The following is a 23,044-nucleotide window of genomic DNA, read 5'->3' as shown; positions in this document are numbered from 1 at the left end:
TTTTAGGACGCATTACACCAATAGAGAAATGGAACCAGGACAAGCATCTAATTTTAATGAAAAAATTAACCGCATAAATAATAATCGAAATTTAGAATAATACTCTTGTTTTATAGGGGTCAAAACATAAGTGATGATAAATATTATGGTTTTATTTCCAAATCTGAAGTTCTTGAAGCCTAAAGAACCAAGTTAAAATTCATTACGATAGAATAAATTTCATCTTAGATTTTAAGTTTTAAAACAATATTAAACCAGTATTTTTTTCCGTGAATCAAAATCCAATTTGATGTAAAAAAGCGTTATAAAAACAACTGTTATTTCAATTAAAGCGCTACCCCAGTAAATACTGGCAATACCAAAATACATTGGTAATACAATCATCAAAGGAATATACAGTACTACTTGGCGTATTAATGCCAAAGAACTTGCTTTTTTACTACTATTAATTGCTGGAAAATAGGACAATGCCAGAACAGTTATAGGCAATAAAGGTAAAGTAGATATATAAACCCTAAAATGATACAATTGCTCCGATTTCAAAACGGTATTTGGTAGCATTGTTGAAATAACTTCTTCAGGAAAAAGTAAAGATCCCACATAAAAAGGACTCAGAACAACAATACCGGTAATTGTATAAATAACCAATGATTTCCAAGCTCTTTGATGTTGTCCTGCGCCATAATTCATTCCTACAACAGGTTGCAATCCTCTCATCAATCCGAATAAAGGAGTCAGCAAAAAAAGAAAAAACCGATTAACAACAGTGTAAAAAGAAATATCACTTGCTGTCCCATATTCCGATAAGGCATTGAATATAAACATACTCTGCAATACACTCATCACAGAAAAAATCATTTCTGGCAATCCCAATTTTATTACCCGAGTTCCTATCGATTTATTGTAAGATAAGGACTTCCAGTTGGTTTGGAATGAATTTTTGCTTTTCGCAAAATAATACAGTCCAGAAAATGAATAAATGATCATCCCAACGTTTGTCGCCCAAGCTGCTCCCACCACGCCCCAACCAAAAGTAGATATAAAAATAGGTTTCAATATAATATCAATCACAAGACCAATGGCAATCATTCCTGCTGCTGTTTTCATTTTTCCTTCTCCACGAATTAGCATATTGATCGCCAATCCGTGAATCCAGAACAAAGATCCTAGCAAAGTTGCTCTAAAATATTGGGTAGCCAAAACACTAATTGCTCCTTTGGCTCCCATTAAATGTAAAAGCTCTTCAGCAAATAAATAAGCAGGAATGGCGAACAGTAACGAAAAGAAAAGGCAAAGTATATTAAAACTTCCTAGCAAATGATACAACTTCTCATTTTCGTTTGATCCCAACCAAATACTCAAAGCTGCACTGGAGCCCACTCCGATTAATCTTCCAAAACCTAAAGTAATCTGCGAAAGCGGATAAGCCATTCCTACTGCTGCCAATGCATCACTACTGATAAGATGCCCCACAAAAATGGCATCCAAAAAATTGTTAACTCCATACAAAACAATGGCCACCACGGCAGGCCAAGATGTTTGCCACATGACATGCCAGAGGTTACCTTGTAATATAAACTTTATTTGATCTTTCATTTTATAAACTAAAACCTTTTGGCTACAAGTCAAATTGCTGGAAAGCAATACGACTTTCCACTTTATAAACTTCTTTTTTAGCAATGGTATTAATGATAATGGCATTTCTATAAGCCCCCATACCCAAATCTGGAGTTACAAAACCATGTGTGTGCAACTCTCCATTTTGAATAAAAATTTCTTCCCCATTTTTGTCAATGCTGTAATTTCGGGTAACATCATAAAGGCCAGCATCGGTTTTACTTATGCGATCCTTAATTCCTTCGATAAAAGCAGGCGTTTTATATTTGTATCCAGTGGCCAAGATTACAAATTCTGACTCGTGCGTAAATGACTGTTCTTTTTGTACTTGGGTAAAAATCAAAGTGAAATTTGAATCCTCATCTTGTTTTTGAATATTATCAAGCTGACAATTGGGTCTTAACTGCATATTCAAAGGAGTATCATCAACACTCATTTCATACATAGTATCAAAAATACCGTTAATCAAATCGAAGTTGATTCCTTTGTATAGAGGCGGTTGTTTTCCTAAAGTTGCATTGCGCTTTTCAGGAGACATTTGATAAAAATAGTCCACATATTCCGGAGATGTCAACTCTAAGGTTAGTTTTGAATACTCCATTGGGAAAAATCGATCTGGGCGTGTAAACCAACTCATGGACAACCCATTTTGAGATTCTGGCATTAAATCCTGAAAAATTTCAGCAGCACTTTGTCCAGAACCAATGATGGAAACAGACTTACAATTTAAAATTGTTGCTTTATGTTTTAAATAATCCGAAGTGTGAATTACATTCGGATACTTTTTGTTCTTCATAAAATCAGGAAAATGGGGTTGTGTTCCGGTTCCCAAAACCATTTTTCTTGTCCAATGAATTTCTTCTTTTTGGGTATTTTTGTCCACTACTTTAACCTGATAAATAGCATTGACCTCATCAAATGTAATAGTCTCTACATATTTATTAAACAAGCAATTTGGCAATTGATTTACTACCCATTTACAATAGACATTGTACTCTTTCCTCAGAATAAAAAAATCTTCTCTGATAAAAAATTTGTACAGCCTGTTGGTATCTTTCAAAAAATTCAGAAAGCTAAAGCGGCTTTTTGGATCAGCCATAGTAACCAAATCAGCTAGGAAAGGCACTTGTAAAGTAGCATTATCTAGCATTAATCCTGGATGCCAATCAAACCCCTCCGACTGGTCTAAAAAAAGCGCAGAAATTTCTTGAACTGGTTCCAGCAATGCTGCCAACCCAAGATTAAAGGGACCGATACCGATCCCAATTACATCATATATTTTTTTATTTTTCAATGTATTCTATTTAATTATTTAGAATAATACCTTCAATTTCAGCATCATTGCTTTCAGGAAATTTCTCCCAATAACTTTCTCTGGTGCAAAATGTAAGATGAGCTGTTTTGTGAGGCATCTCAATGATTTCTTGCTTTTTAAAACCAAATCTTCCAATTAATCTATCCATTGCAATGGCTTCTACTGATGCTTCTCCAATGCATTTTCCAACAACAGCGTGCGTAAAAATCCAATTCAAACTTACTTGAAAAGATTGCATAGTGAATTTTTTCTCTTTCTCTGCTGGAGCAATAAAAAGATGAGAACCATAATCAGTAGCCAAAGCATCGTAATACGCTCCCACTAAATCTCTCATTGGCCAATAAGGCTCTACACTAAAATTAGGAACACCATTCACCTCTCCTATAAAACTGTGTGTCTCATCACTAGGTAATATCGTTCTGTACCATAATTCTAAATCCTTAATAGGTCCATCCATTTTCCAAATAGGCTTAGCATGTTCACGATTGAACCAGTCGTGAACCATTTCCAGATCCCTGTCAATATCAAACGAGCGAATACTTATCGTTATCTCTTCTGTTGGAAAATAACACGAATACAATACATTTTTGGTTTGTGGTTTGATTAAATTTTCGCAGAAAAAGTATTTATTCAACGGATTTGGACTTTCCTGAAATACCGCAGGATATTCCATAGATTCATCTGCTTCATTAATATTTTGTAAACTTGTGATCAAATTAGATTTGGCGTACCAACTTCTGCTGTTAATAATGTAATCTACCAAACCTGTTTCATCAGTAGCTTCAACACTTTTGAATTCTTTATAAACCAAATCAATTAGTTTTTTCTCGTCGGCCAAACCATTACAACCAAAAGCATTGACAACTCCCATAATATTATTGGTTACCAAATAATAAGTGTATTTTGGAGGTATCAAAGATTCATTAGCAATAGAATGACTTATTTCCGATATTCCTGGAACCGCCTCTAAAATCATATCTTTTCGTCCTTCGCGAAAGAAAAACCCTTGATTATCTCTAAAATATAATTTAGCGGGAAAACCGTTTTTGTCTAATTCTACCATTACGTTTTGCTGATGGAACTCGCAAGCCAACCCGTATTTGTTAAAAATCCCAACAATTGGTCGGACACAAATGTGCAAGTATTGCTTAAACCAGTCTTCTGCTACTTCTTTTTTGGTTTTATTTAATTTCTGGGCTGTTTCATTGATAATATTGAGTAATCGAGACGGTTTACCCAATATTCCATCCTGACACAAAGCCGCCAATAAAGTCACGTTTTTGTTTTTATTTTCGCCTTTAAAAGGGTTTCTTCGAATACTGATATTAAAACCATTGATGATTTTTTCATTATATGTAACCGCAATAAAAGCCGGATCAACGATGAAATCTATTTCAGGAAAATCTTTCTGAAGGTTTTTGCCCCAATCTGTTTTCAATAAACGACTAATATCATACCCACGATGTAATTCTGGATATAGATTGATACGTTCCGAATTAGTGATTTTTACATGCAATGAAAATTTGAACATCCAATTACAATCTTCATTATACACGGTTCTTACCGATGATGTTGGTGTAAATAATTCCCCAAATTCACCCAGGCTAAACAGTTTTCCTTCCTGTATCATTTGCTTCACATCGGGTTGTTGCAACAAATAAGTGGCTTCCCAAGGATGCATTGGCACAACCGAAAAACTAGGGTATTGCCTTATAAGATCAACAACATGCAAATCCACGGAAGTAATATCATTTAGAAGATTTTCTCTTAATTCTTGAGTTATTGGAGCGCCATCTGCATTTTTTTCGATGGTATTTTCTGAATCAATAAGGAAATAATGCAATTGAAACTTTCCTTCTGTTTCTGGAGAGTATTTTAATAAATCGTTATCGTTGAAACCTTGTTTTGATTTAGGCATCGGATGCAAGGCATGTCCCAAAATCAAAGATTGCTCTGCTTCAATAAACGACATTACAGGATTGTTGACTGATGTGTCATTTTCTACGTGATATTGAAGGTACTTTTCTAGATTTTCAATACTGTTTGCTAACCGTTTTAAAGCGGTAGTGGCATCAATATTGGCGTGAAGCGTTTGAGCATATTCAATGGTAAGATTCATAAAATCATACGGGTCAATCTCAATTATTTCATCTGTGGCAACAACTCGTTTCACTACAGGAAAATGAAATAAGTGTCTACCACTTTCCGAGAAGTATTTCAGGGGAACAAAAACTTCGCATCCAATCATTGAAAAATCTATTCGAACATGCAAATCATGTCCTGTTTTTTTAAAATGATCAGCCAAAGCTTCATCATATTTTGGCACACCCATATAACGGCTCCAGTTGGTGAATTCTCGGCAATAGCAATTGAGTAATGCTGTATAATTAGTTGCCACTGCAAATTGTGTAGTGGTGTTAGTTAAAGTTGATGTAGTCATTTCCATATTGTTTAATAAGGGTTAAAATATCTAGAATATCAGTAAGCTGGGTCATGGGGTTCAAAATCGTAAACTTGAGATAAAATTCTCCGTTTACTTTGGTTCCGGCCACAAGTGCATGTCCATTCTTATACAATTGTGCCTTAATATGTTGGTTAACATTATTTAAATCAAAGGATTTGAAAGGGCAAGCCGAATAGCGAAACACCACAGCCGACAAATCAGAATGATTGAGCAACTCAAAATGATTGTCATGTTCTAGAGCTTTTACCGCTTCTTTTGCAGTTTCTATAATTTTGTCAATGTATTTTCCCAACTCTTGTTTACCCATCAAGCGGAGCGTAAACCATAATTTTAAAGCATCAAACCGGCGGGTAGTTTGTATGGATTTATTGACCTGATTGGGAATGCCATCATCGTCATGATCCTTCGGATTGAGGTAATCGGCATAATGGGTTATCAAACCAAAGTAGCGTTTGTCATTCACAATAAAAGCGCTGCTGCTCACCGGTTGGAAAAATGCTTTGTGGTAATCAACGGTAACAGAATGTGCTTTTTCGATGCCACGAATGAGATGTCGGTACTTTTCCGTTAGTAGTAAACCACAGCCATAAGCAGCATCTACATGAAACCAAAGTTTGTATTTAGAAGCTAAATTTCCAATGGTAACCAGCGGGTCAATAGTTCCAAAATCAGTAGTTCCAGCAGTGGCTACAATTGCAATTGGGATATTTCCATTGCTTATTTCCCTCTTGATGGCATCTTCCAACAGGATAGCATTCATCCGGAAAGAACGATCTGTTTTTACTTTTATAACAGCTTGTTCTCCTAATCCCAACAGCGATGCATTTTTTTGAATACTAAAATGCCCCACATCCGACACAAATATTCTAAAACGAGAGGCTTCTTTGGGCAATCCGTCTTTTTTGATATTGTGTTTCAGATTTTCGATAGAAAAATGGTCACGAGCCAGTAACAATGCCATCAAGTTACTTTGAGAACCTCCACTGGTAAAGATTCCATCAGCATTGGTTTCAAAACCAATTTCATCACAAGTCCATTGAATTAGCTTGTGTTCTATTAATGTTCCTCCCGCACTTTGATCCCAAGTATCCAAAGAAGAGTTGATAGCACTAATGAGCACTTCGGCAGCAACGGCAGGTATTACCACTGGACAATTGAGGTGCGCCACATATTTGGGGAGATGAAAAGCTATGGCATGTTGAGTATATAAATTTTCCACTTCAGAAATTACCTCTTCATAAGTAGAGAGTGGTTCCTTTAGATCAATAGTTTCAAAATCCTTCTTAAGTTCCCGTGGCGTAATACCACTAAAAGGTTTCTTGTTGTTTTTTAAAAAACCAACAACACTTTTACTTGCCAAATCAATAGCGTAATTGTATACATCTGAAGCGTTTTCAGTGAATAAATATTTACTATCAAAATCGAGTGTTGCTACTTTTACTTTTTGAGCTTTTAATTGTGAATTCATATAGTAGATTTTAAAAGATGAATATAAAATTTGGGGCTTTCTATTGCTATAGAAAATTTAATTTCAGAATTTAACTGTATATCCTAAAGAGAGTGTTCTTCCTCTTCCTAAATATCCATAGGCTTTTTGAGGCGCTCCGTAGAAAAAGACAGAACGTTGTCCCCAAATGGTTGTATAGTCTCTGTTGAGTAGGTTTTGGATACCAAAGTTTAAAACACCCTTTGGTAATTTTACATCACCTACCAAATCGAATAGGGTAAATCCATTGATTTTATTCTGAGCCAAATCAGTATAATTCATAGAGTGCTGGCTTTGTAATCTGGCTGAGAATCGTTCTTTATTCAAACCCACAAAAGCTGTAAACTTAGATGGATTATTGTAGTAAACTGTTTGGTTTTGCCATCCGTCCTTTTTTGTTTCCGTTTCCGATGCCATTAAAAGCACATTCCCTCCTACTTCAAAACCATTTTGCATACGATATCCCAACGCCCCTTCAAAACCAATGTTTCTTAATTTTTGTTCTAATAGCGAAATGGTAAAAGCAGTTCTATCGATTGCTAAAGTTTTATTAGACATCGCATAAAATACCGATCCTTGTGCATAGAATCCATCAGTAGAATAATGTCTAAATCCCAATTCAAATTGATCGGTTTTCACACCGCTTAATGGAGATTCGCTTACATTAACGCTATTTACCAAGCTCCAATTATTGCCATTCAATTGGTATTTTCCAAAACCATAAGATTTCGCAGCATCTGGAACAGCAAATCCTTGTGAGAAATTAAACCAAACTTGTTGTTTTTTATTAAACTTGTACAATGCGCTTGCATTAAATAAGGTTACATCATAATTGTTTTGTCCACCTTTGATCAAATCGATCGAATTACCGTATCCAAAATGCTTGTACATTTGTTCTTTGAATCCTGCAAAATCACCCAGTTTTACATTGGTGCGTTGCTGACGGATGCCTCCAGAAAGCTGTAGTTTATCTAGCGCATTCCAATCAGCTTGCACAAAACCAGAAATGTTGGTAATTTTTGTTTCTGGGAATCTGTCCACAAAAGCATCAATTTTATTGATCAAACCACCGCTTTCACTGCTTATTTTCGGATTATAAACAGACTGATCATTGCTCAATTTGTCTTGATCGGCATCGACTCCGTAGGTTACCGAAAGTGCGTTCCATTTCTTGTACAAAACCGCTTTCAATCCGTAAACATCTGTGTTTATTCTTAGAGAAGACAGAAAACGTGGAATAACAATCGTTGGCGTTGAAGCAACTCCTTCGGCAAATGAAGCCCCAAAATCAACTTTTTCGGTTCGTCCGAAAGCTTGAACCATCAAGTTTTGTCTGCCAAAAATGTTTTTAAGATTGTATTGTAAATTCACCATGCTTCTTGTTGTACTTGGTACAATATCCGAATGTGCTCCACCTTTTACGGCAATTAAATCCGGGTTTTTAAGTCCCGCATAATTAGCACCATAAGAAAGCCATTTGTCATTTCTAACTTTCGATACATAATGTTGCACATCCATATTGATCTCTTGATTGTCCGCTAATTTAAAATCGAAACTTCCCAAAACATCTATAGTTTGCCCGTATTGAAAATCAGATTGTTTCACATCGGTCATTACCTGATTTCCGTTGGCATCAAAAGCACCCGCATTTTGCGAATAAGCTACTCCAATTCTTCCTTTAACAAAATCGTTCCCACCTTGAATAGATTGAGCTATGGTCACATCGTGGTCATTCTTGTTTCTTAAACCGCTTTTGGCACCCAAATTGGTTTCAAAAGCAACCTTTTTTGATGTGCCTTTTTTAGTAATAATATTGATAATTCCTCCCGTTGCATCACCTCCATAAACGGCACTTGCTCCAGATAAAACCTCTATTCTTTCAATATTAAACGGATCGATCGCATCAAATTGTCGGCTGGTTGCTCTTGCGCTGTTCAGCGAAACACCATTCAACATTACCAAAACATTACGTCCACGCATATTTTGTCCATAATTTGTTCTAGCTTGATTACCGATATCTAAACTCGGAATCAATATCCCCAATGCTTCTTTGAGCGTTGCACCGCCTTTTATTTGTTTTTGCAACTTAGCATCATCAATTACCCAAACTGTCCCTGGAATATCGGTAATACTTTTTGGTGTTCGTGAAGACACAATTACAACCTCCTCTAATGATTCTCCTTTCACCGTGTCTTTCACCGATTGTGCTTTTGCTGTGGTTCCAACAATAAATAATAAGGCGATTTGCACTGCCAATTTTGATTTACTCATGAGTTTTTTTTTTAAAATTCTTTTTTTATTATTTGTATTTAGTCTTAATAAGTTTAATTTTGTGCGAAAGTAGCTAGAAATGAAAAAATATAAACGACGCGAAACGGAATAAAAATAACGCCAGACGGAATAATAAAATGCTGATAAAAATTGACCAAGAAAAAGAGGTACTAGAGGTAAGAGAACACATTCCACGTAAAAATGGAAAGGGATATTCAGAACATATAATTTCTGCAGGGAAAGGCATTTATAAAGAGTATCTTTTCAAAGGAATTCATATTGGCTACGCAAATCTGTTATTTAAAAATAAAACAAAAATCAGTTTTACAAGTAAAGCAGAAACCATTAAGATGCATTTTATTTTAAGGGGAAATACACTGATGCGATCAGAAATTCAAACACATTCCTTTGAACGTTATCATCATAACCTGATTTATTCGCCAAAATCAAAAACAAGTTGGGAATGGCAAGCCAACAACGAAATAGAACTGTTTGAAGTCACCATGAAAACAGACTTTTTTTTAAAATACGCATCTAAAAGTGAACCTTATATTTCCTTATTTCTTGAAGCAATAGAGAATCAAATTCCCTGCCGCTTAATCCACGAAAACTTCACTGCAACCGCTGAGATGATGATTATTATCAAAGAAATAACGAACTGTGAACGGGAGGGGATTTATAAAAAAATGTTTCTTGAAGCTAAGATTATCCAATTACTATTACTGCAATTAGAACAACTATGCTGCAATAAATGTCCAATCAAATGCCAACTCAAAAATTCTGATACTATTAAAATGCATCAAGTAAGGGAAATCATTTTATCTAATATAAAGCATCCGTTTTCACTTAAAGAACTCGCGTATTTAGTAGGTACCAACGAGTTTACTTTAAAAAAAGGCTTTAAAACTATTTTCGGGACAACTGTTTTTGGTTTTCTACAGGATAAAAAAATGGAAAAAGCGCAAAATTTACTAGCCGAACAAGAACTAACAATAACCCAAGTAGCTGAATTAGTGGGATATAAAAACGCAACTCATTTTACTACAGCGTTCAAAAAGAAATATGGCACTTTGCCTAGTGCCTTTAAAAAATAGAAAAAATATGCAATTACATTTATATTAATTTTACTTCTACTCACATCAAAAGAACAATTCAAAATGGTAACTTTGCTTTTTTGCAAAAAATTATGCTAGACAAAGACAATACCATTGAAGTTCAAGGCGCTCGCGTGCACAACTTAAAAAATATAGATGTTTCCATTCCAAGAGAAAAACTGGTTGTAATTACCGGCCTTTCGGGCTCTGGAAAATCCTCCTTAGCTTTTGATACCATTTATGCCGAAGGGCAACGCCGTTATGTAGAAACGTTTTCTGCTTATGCGCGTCAGTTTTTGGGTGGACTAGAACGTCCAGATGTTGATAAAATTGATGGCCTTTCGCCTGTGATTGCTATTGAACAAAAAACAACCAGTAAAAGTCCGCGTTCTACGGTAGGAACTATTACTGAAATTTATGATTTCTTGCGTTTGCTTTATGCTCGTGGTGCTGATGCTTACAGTTACAACACCGGAGAAAAAATGGTTTCTTACTCTGATGAACAAATTAAAGATTTGATTATTCAGGATTTTACTGGAAAACGAATCAATATTTTGGCACCAGTTATTCGAGCTAGAAAAGGACATTACGCAGAGCTTTTTCAACAAATTGCTAAACAAGGGTTCTTGAAAGTTCGTGTCAATGGCGACGTGCTTGATATTACTCTAGGGATGAAACTCGACCGTTACAAAACCCACGACATCGAAATTGTGGTGGATCGTATGGTAATTGAAGATACACCAGATAATGCCAAACGTTTGATGGAAAGCATTAATACCGCCATGAATCAAGGTGAAAATGTATTGATGGTGCTCGACCAAGATTCGAATGAAGTTAGGTATTTTAGTAGGAACCTGATGTGTCCTAGCACGGGGATTTCCTATCAAAATCCAGAGCCCAATTTATTTTCTTTCAATTCTCCAAAAGGAGCTTGCGATCATTGCAACGGACTCGGAACTGTAAATGAAGTTAATAGTAAAAAAATAGTTCCAAACCCTAAATTATCTATCAAAGCGGGTGGTTTTGCCCCTTTGGGCGAATACAAAAGCTCTTGGATTTTTAAGCAATTGGAAACCATTGGTGAAAAATACGGTTTTAAATTGACTGATGCCATTGAAACTATTCCAGCTGAGGCGATGGAAATGATTTTGAATGGTGGCAAAGAAAAATTTAATATCGAATCTAAAACAGCTGGAGTTACTAAAGAATATAAAATTGATTTTGAAGGAATTTCGCATTTCATAAAAAACCAATACGATGAAAGTGGATCGGCGACAATCAAGCGATGGGCAAAAGAATTCATGGACGAAATAAAATGTCCGGTTTGTGAAGGTTCCCGATTAAAAAAAGAAGCCCAATTCTTTAAAATCAACACTAAAAATATCACCGAATTGTGCGATATGGACATTTCGGATTTGACTGCTTGGTTCAAAGATTTAGACAATCATCTATCTGATAAACAAAAGCGTATCGCTACCGAAGTAATCAAAGAGATTAAGGACCGTTTACACTTCTTGATGAATGTAGGTTTGGATTATTTGGCTTTAAGCCGAAGCTCGAAATCACTTTCGGGAGGTGAAGCACAGCGTATTCGTTTGGCTACTCAAATTGGTTCACAATTAGTTGGTGTCTTGTATATTTTAGATGAACCGAGTATTGGTTTGCACCAGCGTGACAATGAAAAACTAATACAATCGCTAGAGCAATTGCGAGACATAGGGAATTCAGTAGTTGTAGTGGAACATGACAAAGACATGATAGAACGCGCTGATTATGTGATTGACATTGGACCCAAAGCCGGGAAATATGGTGGTGAAATCATTAGTAAAGGAACACCTGCCGAAATCTTGAAACACCATACTATTACAGCGATGTACATGAATGGCGAGATGAAAATTGAAGTGCCTAAAAAACGAAGAGAAGGAAACGGAAAATTCCTAAAACTAACGGGAGCCACTGGAAATAATCTAAAAAACGTTTCGATTGAGTTGCCTTTGGGTAAAATGATTTGTGTAACTGGAGTTTCAGGAAGTGGAAAATCGACTTTGATCAACGAGACGCTCTACCCTATTTTGAATGCGTATTATTTTAATGGTGTTAAAAAACCACAACCGTACAAAAAAATTGAAGGTTTAGAGCATATCGACAAAGTAATTGATATTGACCAAAGCCCAATTGGTAGAACACCTCGAAGTAATCCAGCAACTTACACCGAAGTTTTTACAGAAATCAGAAATCTATTTACAATGACTTCTGAAAGTATGATTCGGGGATACAAAGCAGGTCGTTTTAGTTTTAATGTAAAAGGCGGACGTTGTGAAACCTGCGAAGGATCAGGTGTTCGAACGATAGAAATGAACTTTTTACCTGATGTATATGTGGAATGTGAGACTTGTCAAGGAAAACGTTTTAATAGAGAAACGCTAGAAATAAGATACAAAGGAAAATCCATTTCGGATGTATTGAACATGACTATTGACGAGGCTGTTCCATTCTTTGAAATGATTCCGAAGATATACAGAAAAGTTAAAACCTTACAAGATGTTGGTTTAGGATATATTACACTTGGCCAACAAAGTACCACACTTTCGGGTGGTGAAGCACAACGCATTAAGTTAGCGGGAGAATTGTCTAAAAAAGACACTGGAAATACGTTTTACATCTTAGACGAACCTACAACAGGGCTTCACTTTGAGGATATTAGAGTTTTAATGGAAGTGATTAACAAACTGGTTGATAAAGGAAATACCATCTTGATTATTGAACACAATATGGACGTAATTAAACTGGCTGATTACATTATTGATATTGGTCCTGAAGGCGGAAAAGGTGGCGGCCAGTTGATTGCCAAGGGAACGCCCGAAGAAGTTGCAAAAAGTAAAAAAAGCTATACCGCACAGTTTTTAAAGAAAGAGTTGGTTTAATTAACCTCCAAAATAGGAATTACAAACTGGAAATTTATATCGAAAGTAAATTCATATAAAATGACAAAAACTGGAAGAGCAGTATGTGGCAGTTTTAAAAAAAGAATTACTTTAGCAGACTCGATTTTTAGCCCTGATGGAAGTGGCATCCTTTTTATTTTTTTTCTTTAAAAAATAAAAAGATAGAACGGACAGCAGGATAAAGCTCCTGAAAAATAATAGAAAAGATAATTAAAAGACAGAATATGAGATTAGAAGATTTTGATAATGACGAGGATAAGGTTATCCAAGACCGATTGAAGCAGAAAGATTGGAATGAAATACGTACTAATGACAGCTGGGCGATTTTTAAAATCATGTCGGAGTTTGTAAATGGGTACGAAAGCATGGGGCGAATAGGTCCTTGTGTGTCTATTTTTGGATCGGCGAGAACCAAACCAGAGGATCCGAATTATTTATTAGCAGAAAAAATTGCTTACAAGATTAGTAAAGCGGGTTACGGGGTAATTACTGGCGGTGGTCCTGGAATTATGGAAGCTGGAAATAAAGGTGCGCATTTAGGCGGTGGAACCTCAGTAGGATTGAATATTGAGCTGCCATTTGAGCAGCATTTTAACCCGTATATTGACACGGATAAAAACTTAAACTTTGATTATTTCTTTGTTCGTAAGGTGATGTTTGTGAAATATTCGCAAGGATTTGTGGTTATGCCAGGAGGTTTTGGAACGTTAGACGAGCTTTTTGAGGCGATCACTCTGATTCAAACTAAGAAAATTGGAAAATTCCCAATTATTTTGGTAGGTAGCAGTTTTTGGTCAGGATTGTTAGACTGGGTTAAAACGGTACTCGTAGAAAAAGAAAAAACAGTGAGTCCTGGGGATTTAGACTTAATTAAAATTGTAGATACCGAAGATGAAGTGGTAGCAGTAATTGATGCCTTTTATAAGAAATACGATTTATCTCCAAATTTCTAAATTGAAAAGAAGCTGCTCACAACAGCTTCTTTTTTTTGTCAAAATTTAAAAAAAATAAGAATTTCGTGTTGAATAATACTTATATTTAACCCTTTGAGTGCATTCGGTTTATTTTCAAAAGAAATGATTTTGATACAGAATCTTAAATATTTAAACCCTTGTTTTGAAACAAGCACTTGATTTTTATTGGCATTAATTTTAAACAAAGGAGTACAAATTTGAAAACTTATATAAGAGTTACGTTAACTATTTTTTTGCTTTTTGCAGTACAAAAAAATTACAGTCAGCATTATACTAAAATGCGAGCGGTTGTTCATCCTGAAAGCAAAACTATCACCGTGGAACAGGAATTTGTGTATCACAATGAGTCGAATGATACGCTTAGATCTTTAGTTTTTAACGATTGGAACAATGCATATTCCACTAAATTTACTCCTCTAGCCAAACGTTTTTCGGACGAATTTTACAGAGGTTTTCACCTAGCCAAAGAGGATGATCGTGGAAGTACTCAAAATTTAAAAATCATAGAAACAACACAAGAACTAAAATGGAACCGACCTGAAAAAAACCCGGATTTAGTTGTAGTTACGCTTTCTAGTTCTTTATTACCAGCTCAAAAAGTTAAACTTAGTTTTACCTACACCTTAAAAATACCAAATTCTAAATTCACAAATTATGGTGTTGATAATGACGGAAACTACAACTTAAAAAACTGTTTCTTAGTTCCTGCTCGCTACGGTAATAACAACTTTGCGCTTTATAGCAACAACAATCTTGACGATAGTGCAAACGGCATTACTAGCATGGAAATTTTACTTACTATTCCAAGTACAAAAATCCTTACTACTGACTTAAACTCACAGGAACTTACTGTAAATGGAGGTGTGACAACACATCTTTTAAAAGGGAATAATAGAACAAATGTAAGCTTAATACTTACCTCAAAGCCTCAATTTATAAGTTACAAGAATAATATTGTAGATGTTGTTACTGATCTCAAAAATACTAAATTAGACGATATTCAAAAAGCAATGATTATTGATAAAGTAGTCAATTATACGCATACACTTATTGGGAAATATCCTCATGAAAAAATCATTGTTTCACAAAATGATTATGATAAAAATCCGTTTTATGGTTTGAACCAACTACCCTCTTTTTTTAGCCCATTTCCTGAAGAATTTCTTTATGAAATTAAGTTTTTAAAAACATACTTGAATTCTTTTCTTAAAACAAGCATGCACCTTGACCCTAGAAAAGAAAATTGGATTTATGATGGGATTCAGGTTTATGCTATGATGCGATATATTGACCAAAATTATCCTAACACAAAAATGATTGGCAACCTAGCCAGATTTAAACTATTGCGCAATTTTAATATTGCAAATATTGATTTTAATGACCAGTACAGCTATTTTTATATGTTAATGGCACGTAAAAATCTAGATCAACCCTTAGGAGAATCTAAAAACAATTTAATTAAGTTTAACGAACAAATTGCCAATAAATATAAGGCTGGATTAAGCATTAGGTTTCTGGATGATTATCTTAAACAAGATATTGTGACCCAAAGTATTCAAGATTTGTATGCAAAGAACCAAAATAAATTAGCCACAAGAAATGATTTTGAAACCCTTTTAAAATCCAAAACAAAAAAAGATATAAGTTGGTTTTTTACCACCATGATTAATTCTCGGGATATTATTGATTACAAATTTACTAAGTTGAGCAAAACTAAAGACAGTATTACATTCTCTATAAGAAATAGGACAGGCACAACAATTCCTATTCCTGTTTATGGGACTAAGAAAGGTGCTACTGTTTTCAAACAATGGCTTGATATTGAAGCCTGCGATAGCACCATGACCATTCCAAGAAAAAACATTGACAGATTAATATTAAACTTAAAAAATGAAGTTCCAGAATTTAACTTGCGGAATAACTGGAAAAAATTAAATGGTTTTTTGCCTAATAACAGACCTATTAAATTTGTTTTTATGAAAGATCTTGAAGATCCGTATTACAATCAAATTTTGTACGTCCCTTCTATTTACTATAATTTATATGATGGCCTTACCCCGGGCATTCGGTTGCATAATAAAACAATTCTAGACAAACCTTTCAGTTTTGATGTCAATCCATCTTACTCTACGAGATCACAAAACATCTCAGGATCAGCAGCATTTGTGGTGAACCAAAATATTAGGACAAGTACTCTGTATAACATTCGCTATGGGATAAGTGCCAATTATTTTAATTACGCACAAGACGCAGCGTATTTTAGACTCAATCCGTCTATTCAATTGCGCATTCGTGAGCCAAACTTTAGAGATAATAGAAAACAATTAATTCTATTTCGACAAGTCATTGTTAATAAAGATGAAAGTGCATTTCTTACTGATAATACTGCTACTAATTACTCTGTTTTTAATGCTCGTTACATCAATACAAAAACAGAAGTAACAAATCATGTAAACTTTGCTATTGATTTACAAGCTTCAGGAAAATTTAGTAAACTTACAGCAGAAATTGAATATCGAAAACTTTTTGAAAACAACCGTCAACTCAATTTGCGCTTATATGCCGGAAGTTTTTTGCATAATAAAACACAATCAAACTTTTTTAGTTTTGCGCTAGATCGTCCTACCGATTATTTATTTGACTATAATTACATAGGAAGATCAGAGAATAGTGGACTTTTTAGTCAGCAATACATCATTGCTGAGGGTGGTTTTAAATCAAAAATAGACACTCCGTTTGCTAACAGATGGCTGACAAGTTTGAACGCTAGTTACAGCATTTGGAACTGGATAGAACTATATGGAGATGTAGGATTAATGAAAAATAGTGGCTCAAAAGAGCGTTTTGTATACGATAGCGGCATACGCTTAAATCTAGTTACAGACTATTTTGAATTGTACTTTCCGATGTATTCTAATAACGGATGGGAAATTTCTCAGAACAAATACAACGAAAAAATACGCTTTATAGTAACTTTTTCACCTAAAACATTACTCAATCTTTTTAATCGAAAATGGTTCTAAACGAAAGTGAACTTGTCAAAATATTGAATTATTACTAAATATTGACTAATAAAATTACATATAACAAAAAAATAAACTTCATTTACTTAGAATAAATTGTGAAAATTAAATTCTATTTTTTTCAATGTACTATGATAATAGGTTGTTTTTAAGTAAATTTGCATTATAAAGTTATACTTTTCTATTATGATAAAAGAAAAAACCAATTCTGCATTGACATTTGAAGATTTCAAAATCGAAGTTTTGAAAGACTATACCACAGCAATAATAAGCCGTGAGTGCAGTTTATTAGGACGAAAAGAAGTATTAACAGGAAAGGCCAAGTTTGGAATTTTTGGTGATGGTAAAGAAGTTCCTCAATTGGCTATGGCCAAAGCTTTCAAAAACGGCGATTTTAGATCTGGGTATTACCGCGATCAAACCTTTATGATGGCAATAGGTGAACTTACAATTCAACAGTTTTTTGCTGGACTGTACGGTCATACCGATATCAAACATGATCCAATGTCAGCCGGAAGACAAATGGGCGGGCACTTTGCTACGCACAGTCTCAATGAAGATGGATCATGGAAAGACTTAACAAAACAAAAAAATTCAAGTTCAGATATATCTCCTACTGCGGGCCAAATGCCACGTTTGTTAGGACTTGCTCAAGCCTCTAAGATTTACAGGCAGGTATCAGGTATTCCAAATGCGGCAAATTTTTCAAATCAAGGAAATGAAATTGCTTGGGGAACCATCGGTAATGCAAGTACATCTGAAGGATTATTTTTTGAAACAATCAACGCAGCAGGTGTTTTACAAGTGCCAATGGTGATGAGTGTTTGGGATGATGAGTACGGAATTTCGGTTCATGCAAGACATCAAACTACAAAAGAGAATATTTCTGAAATATTAAAAGGATATCAAAAAGAAGCAGATACTAATGGGTATCAAATCTTTAGAGTAAAAGGATGGGATTATGCTGATTTGATTACTACTTATGAAAAAGCAGCCACAGTTGCTCGTGAAAATCATGTACCCGTTTTAATTCATGTAAATGAGCTAACACAACCTCAAGGACACTCGAGTTCGGGTTCACATGAGCGTTATAAAAATGCAGATCGATTAGCTTGGGAAAGAGAATTTGACTGTATCAGACAAATGAAGTTATGGATGATAGCCATAAACATTGCCTCTCCCGAAGAAATTGATGCTATTGATGCACAAGCAAAAAAAGAAGTTTTAGAAGGTAAAAAGGCAGCTTGGACAGCTTTTCTTGAGCCTATAATTGAAGATCAAAAAGACTTAATAGCACTATTGCAAAAAATTGCAAGTACTAGTGCTCACCAAGAGCGCATCATGCAGTATGTAGGTGAACTAAGTGGAATAAAATCTCCTCTTAAAAAAGAAATCCTGGTTGCAGCTAGAAAAGTACTGCGATTGATTTTGAACGAATCTGGAAAAAACGAGCTTTCACAATGGATTACAAACTATACTAAGAAAGAACAGATAAACTTTAGCAGCAATTTATTTTCTGAAACAAAGGAAAATATATTTTCATCAAAAATAGCATTACCTACGTATGCAGATGATGCAAAAGAAGATACTGATGGAAGAATGATTTTGCGTGATAACTTTGATGCTATTTTTACTAAATATCCTGAAACGTTAATATTTGGAGAAGATGCTGGAGCAATTGGCGATGTGAACCAAGGTCTTGAAGGAATGCAAGAGAAATATGGAGAACTTCGAGTAGCTGACGTAGGAATTAGAGAAGCTACCATTTTAGGTCAAGGAATAGGTCTTGCATTGAGAGGCTTACGTCCTATTGCTGAAATTCAGTATTTAGATTATTTATTGTACGCTATTCAAATCATGAGTGATGATTTAGCAACTTTACAATATAGAACAGTAGGTAAACAAAAAGCGCCGCTAATTATCCGAACTAGAGGACACCGTTTAGAAGGGATTTGGCATTCTGGCTCACCAATGGGAATGATCATCAATGCAGTTCGTGGTATTCATGTTCTGGTACCTAGAAACATGACACAAGCCGCTGGTTTTTATAATAGCTTATTAGAATGTGACGAACCAGCTCTAGTGATTGAATGCTTGAACGGATACCGATTGAAAGAAAAAATGCCTTTGAACTATGGCGAATTCAAAACTCCAATAGGTGTTATAGAAACTTTAAAACATGGAAACGACATTACACTAGTTTCTTATGGATCAACATTGAGACTCGTACAACAAGCTGCAATAGAATTACAAGAAGTTGGCATTGATTGCGAAGTTATTGATTTACAATCACTTTTGCCATTCGACATCAATAAAGACATTATAAAAAGTATTGCAAAAACAAATCGTTTGCTAGTAATTGATGAGGATGTTCCAGGTGGTGCTTCGGCATATATCATGCAACAAATTCTTGAGGAACAAAATGCTTATGAACACCTTGACAGTAAACCACAAACGTTAACTGCAAAAGCCCACAGACCTGCTTATGGTACTGATGGAGATTATTTCTCTAAACCATCGGCTGAGGATATTTATGAAAAAGTTTATGATATGATGCACGAAGTAAATCCATTAAAATTTCCTTCATTGTATTAATTTTTTAAAATAAGTTAAAAACCAATCTAAATCTAGATTGGTTTTTTTTTATTACTTAATTTTCTAAAAAACAATCTTCAACAAAAGTTAAACTATACTACACAACTTCCCATTTAATTATCTTTACTAAAACTAATATAATTATGGAAAAATACGCATTATTAGCTCGACTAGAAGCTAAAGAAGGGAAAGAAGATGAAGTGGCAGCATTTTTAAAAAGTGCCCTACCATTAGTATTAGATGAACCCGAAACAGTAAATTGGTACGGATGGCAAATAGGAACTTCAACATTTGGAATTTTTGATACTTTTGAAACGGAAGAAGGAAGAAAAGCACATTTGGCAGGTAAAATAGCCGAAGCTTTAATGGCGAATGCAGGAACACTTTTATCAAAAGATCCTGTAATTGAATTTGTAGACTTACTTGCAGTAAAATAAGTATCTCAAAAAAATATTTGATTTAAGAAAACGTCTTAATTAATTGTTATAATGCCAATACAGCCTCTGTATATTGGCATTTTTTTATATTTTTAATAAAAAAAAAAAAAACATGCAACCGTTAGAAAACATATTAAAAGACATTCATGATTGTAAAGTAATTGAAAATACAATTCCATATAGTGATTATATTCCACTGGATTTATCAGTACACAATACTCATTTTCAATACCTACAATTGAAAAATGCTCCCGAATTTGAGCGTTACATAGACAACTATTTATTAGAAAAAAATGCTAAAGTAGCTTATGGCGGTTACAATGAAACCAGGGATTTGTACAAGCGTTCTGGTATTTTTAATGATACTAATACCGAAGAACGAAACATTCATTTAGGTCTAGACTTGTGGATAAAAGCAGGCACATCAGTATTAGCAGCTCTTGATGGCACGGTTCATAGTTTTAATTACAATACTGGTCTAGGAGATTATGGACCCACAATAATTCTAGAACATGCTATAGACGAACATTTATTCTATACTCTTTATGGACATTTAAGTCTAGATAGTTTAAAAAATATTGTAGTTGGTGATTTCTTTGCAAAAGGTCAGTTACTTGCTACACTAGGAGAAGCTGCCGTAAATGGAGATTATGCCCCTCACCTGCACTTTCAAATTATAAAAAATATACAAGGAATGCACGGAGATTACCCAGGAGTTTGTAGTAAAAAAGATTTAGATTTTTATCTAGACAACTGTCCTGATCCGAATATATTACTTAAAATATAAAAAAGTGAAAAAATTAATTTTTCTTACAATTATCTTATTACTTGTGATTGGCTGTAAAACCAATAAAAGCACTACTGCGAAGTCTAAAATAGCTTCTAATACAATAAAACTAGTTGTAAGTGATATTAATGAAACTCAAAAAAACAAAGCCTATGAACTAGGGAGACGTGTTTTAATGACATGTAACACCTCTAAATTTAAACCTTTTACGGCTGATGAAGCAACACCATCAGTGATTCAAAATACCACACAAGAAAGACTTACTAAAACATGTCAACGGTTTAGACAATATTACGGCACATTTGAGGATTTAAAACTCATTGAAGTTTATGCAATTAAAAATGAAAATTCACTTGTTTTCAGGTACAGAGCACTTTATTCTAAAAATGTTGCCAATAAAGAATTGAGGGTCATAATGACATCCAGCAATAAAGTTTCATCTATAAAATCATTAGACTGGAAAGATACGTTTGATGTAAATTAACACTCCAATTTGCATATTAAGATTTTTTTTACTCTTCAACTCTTGTATTTTACTCTAAATCAAGAGTTATCATTTATTTTATTTAAGAAAAAACACTCAGATTATTTTACAAATTTTCACTTTAATTATATAACAAATATAATGCTGGCTTTGTATAATTTTACTATTACAAAATATCGAAAATTAATATTTGATTGTATTATTTCGATAGTTGTTACATATCATATTTAAACATCTCAAAAAAAGAATTTTATAAATAATTAGTATTTATGATATTTAAATTTATTTAAAGGCTGTTTAAAACTATTTAACGTAACTTACATATAACAAACACGTTACAAACACATCTTTAAATAAAAATATTTGAAACTATACATTAAATACATGGTGAGCAATCGTTGTAAAATTGCTGTCAAAGAAGAGTTGAAAAAGCTGAAACTTCATTTTGTGGTTGTTGATTTAGGAGAAGTCGAAATCATGGAAAACATTTCTATGGAGCAAAGACAAATTTTAAAAGAAGCACTTCTTGATTCAGGACTTGAATTGATGGATGATAAAAAATCTATGTTGATTGAAAAAATTAAAAATGTTTCGAGTTACTTACTTAATGACTACGATTTGCTTCCAACCCTGATGCGGATGTGAGACTAATCGTTTGAATATATTATCAAAAATAGAATCTTTGTAAATTGACCTGTTCAGTCGATAAAAATATTCATCTAAATATTTTTGGAGATGTTCCTTTTTGACGTGTGATTGAATCGTTCTTATTGCAGTTTTTACCTGATGAATAATAGTGTGCATTTCTTTGAAGTTTTTCCCAGGAACGCTTTTTTCTTGGACGATGTTATAGCTCTTTGCTATTATTTTGTAAGCTGTCCATTGGTCTGTTTTAATATTCGCATCTTTACTTATATGCTCGTCAAATAATGGTTTTATTGACTTTGCAGAATAATCATCAATAACATTTGCATAACCTCTTTTTATCTTTCCTTCATCTGTCAGCTCAACAGCACAAGCAACTTTTGCCTTTTTGCTATCGTAACTTCTACCTTGTTTTCCTGTTTCTTTTCCGCCAACTACAAATTCATCAACTTGTACATTTCCTGTCATTGGATACTGTTTTGAGGACTTCATCGCAAGTCTTACTTTTTGCATAAACAACCAAGAAGTCTTTTGAGTTATTCCATAGCGTTTTGCCGCTTGAGTTGAGGATATTGATTTGGTTGTACAAGTCATTTCAAAGGCAATACAAAATGCTTTTTGAATTCCAAATTTAACTCTATGAAAAAGAGTTCCTGCCGTTGCACTCTCTTTATATCTACATTTGGTACACTCTCTTTTATTGTGTTTTTCAAAATAAACATACTTCGTATTCTCGCAACGTTTACATCTATAGCCGTCTTTCCACTTCTCATTGGCTATAAATTCACGGCAACTTTGGTCGTCTGGGAATGTCTTTATGAACTCTAAAATATTCTCCCCCTGAAATATACTTTCCATATCCTTGTATTTACTATAAATATAAGTGTTTTTTAAGTAAGTAACTCTA

General features: G+C 34.3%; 15 protein-coding genes. 9 read left to right on the top strand and 6 right to left on the bottom strand.

Features of this window, described 5'->3' with window-relative positions; all coding sequences use genetic code 11:
• Positions 1-249: 249 nt before the first annotated feature.
• The 5 genes from FJV36_RS03970 to FJV36_RS03950 form a co-directional block, all read right to left on the bottom strand.
• Positions 250-1,596 carry an MATE family efflux transporter gene (locus FJV36_RS03970; protein WP_158730553.1) on the bottom strand — a complete coding sequence of 449 codons (1,347 nt, stop codon included), beginning with the start codon at positions 1,594-1,596 and terminating at the stop codon, positions 250-252.
• A 22-nt stretch (positions 1,597-1,618) separates the two neighbouring features.
• Positions 1,619-2,911 carry a lysine N(6)-hydroxylase/L-ornithine N(5)-oxygenase family protein gene (locus tag FJV36_RS03965; RefSeq protein WP_158730554.1) on the bottom strand — a complete coding sequence of 431 codons (1,293 nt, stop codon included), beginning with the start codon at positions 2,909-2,911 and terminating at the stop codon, positions 1,619-1,621.
• A 10-nt stretch (positions 2,912-2,921) separates the two neighbouring features.
• A complete protein-coding gene (locus tag FJV36_RS03960) occupies positions 2,922-5,372 on the bottom strand; it encodes a GNAT family N-acetyltransferase (protein ID WP_158730555.1) in 2,451 nt (816 codons plus the stop codon).
• On the bottom strand, positions 5,350-6,864 hold the full coding sequence (locus tag FJV36_RS03955) for an aspartate aminotransferase family protein (protein ID WP_158730556.1): 1,515 nt from the start codon (positions 6,862-6,864) through the stop codon (positions 5,350-5,352). The genes FJV36_RS03960 and FJV36_RS03955 overlap by 23 nt, the downstream gene beginning before the upstream one ends.
• A 63-nt stretch (positions 6,865-6,927) precedes the next feature.
• Positions 6,928-9,153: a TonB-dependent receptor gene (locus tag FJV36_RS03950; RefSeq protein WP_158730557.1), complete on the bottom strand. Its 2,226-nt coding sequence runs from the start codon at positions 9,151-9,153 to the stop codon at positions 6,928-6,930.
• Between the two features lie 137 nt (positions 9,154-9,290).
• Here FJV36_RS03950 and FJV36_RS03945 point away from each other — a divergent pair, with 137 nt between their 5' ends.
• From FJV36_RS03945 to FJV36_RS03905, 9 genes are all read left to right on the top strand, one after another.
• Positions 9,291-10,247 (top strand): AraC family transcriptional regulator, encoded by a 957-nt coding sequence (locus tag FJV36_RS03945; protein ID WP_158730558.1) that lies wholly within the window; start codon positions 9,291-9,293, stop codon positions 10,245-10,247.
• 92 nt (positions 10,248-10,339) lie between these two features.
• Positions 10,340-13,171, top strand: a complete 2,832-nt coding sequence (gene uvrA, locus FJV36_RS03940; RefSeq protein ID WP_158730559.1) for an excinuclease ABC subunit UvrA — start codon at positions 10,340-10,342, stop codon at positions 13,169-13,171.
• 245 nt (positions 13,172-13,416) lie between these two features.
• Positions 13,417-14,145: a TIGR00730 family Rossman fold protein gene (locus tag FJV36_RS03935; RefSeq protein WP_086455190.1), complete on the top strand. Its 729-nt coding sequence runs from the start codon at positions 13,417-13,419 to the stop codon at positions 14,143-14,145.
• Between the two features lie 299 nt (positions 14,146-14,444).
• Positions 14,445-17,189: an aminopeptidase gene (locus FJV36_RS03930; protein ID WP_158730564.1), complete on the top strand. Its 2,745-nt coding sequence runs from the start codon at positions 14,445-14,447 to the stop codon at positions 17,187-17,189.
• A gap of 186 nt (positions 17,190-17,375) precedes the next feature.
• Positions 17,376-19,784 carry a thiamine pyrophosphate-dependent enzyme gene (locus FJV36_RS03925; RefSeq protein WP_158730560.1) on the top strand — a complete coding sequence of 803 codons (2,409 nt, stop codon included), beginning with the start codon at positions 17,376-17,378 and terminating at the stop codon, positions 19,782-19,784.
• A 143-nt stretch (positions 19,785-19,927) separates the two neighbouring features.
• Complete coding sequence (locus FJV36_RS03920; RefSeq protein ID WP_158730561.1) at positions 19,928-20,221, top strand: putative quinol monooxygenase; 294 nt, start codon at positions 19,928-19,930, stop codon at positions 20,219-20,221.
• Positions 20,222-20,333: 112 nt separating this feature from the next.
• Positions 20,334-21,008: a peptidoglycan DD-metalloendopeptidase family protein gene (locus tag FJV36_RS03915; protein WP_158730562.1), complete on the top strand. Its 675-nt coding sequence runs from the start codon at positions 20,334-20,336 to the stop codon at positions 21,006-21,008.
• Positions 21,009-21,012: 4 nt separating this feature from the next.
• Positions 21,013-21,492 carry a hypothetical protein gene (locus FJV36_RS03910; RefSeq protein WP_158730563.1) on the top strand — a complete coding sequence of 160 codons (480 nt, stop codon included), beginning with the start codon at positions 21,013-21,015 and terminating at the stop codon, positions 21,490-21,492.
• A 363-nt stretch (positions 21,493-21,855) separates the two neighbouring features.
• Positions 21,856-22,137: a hypothetical protein gene (locus tag FJV36_RS03905; protein WP_233264623.1), complete on the top strand. Its 282-nt coding sequence runs from the start codon at positions 21,856-21,858 to the stop codon at positions 22,135-22,137.
• Here FJV36_RS03905 and FJV36_RS03900 read toward each other — a convergent pair.
• Entirely contained in the window at positions 22,093-22,995 is a 903-nt protein-coding gene (locus FJV36_RS03900; RefSeq protein WP_158728025.1) for an IS1595 family transposase, read from the bottom strand. The genes FJV36_RS03905 and FJV36_RS03900 overlap by 45 nt on opposite strands.
• Positions 22,996-23,044: the final 49 nt, after the last annotated feature.

Source organism: Flavobacterium sp. I-STPP5a, assembly GCF_009764685.1.
Taxonomy (GTDB): domain Bacteria; phylum Bacteroidota; class Bacteroidia; order Flavobacteriales; family Flavobacteriaceae; genus Flavobacterium.
The sequence above is the reverse complement of the archived record's forward strand: the minus strand, read 5'-3'. Positions and strand labels throughout refer to the sequence as shown.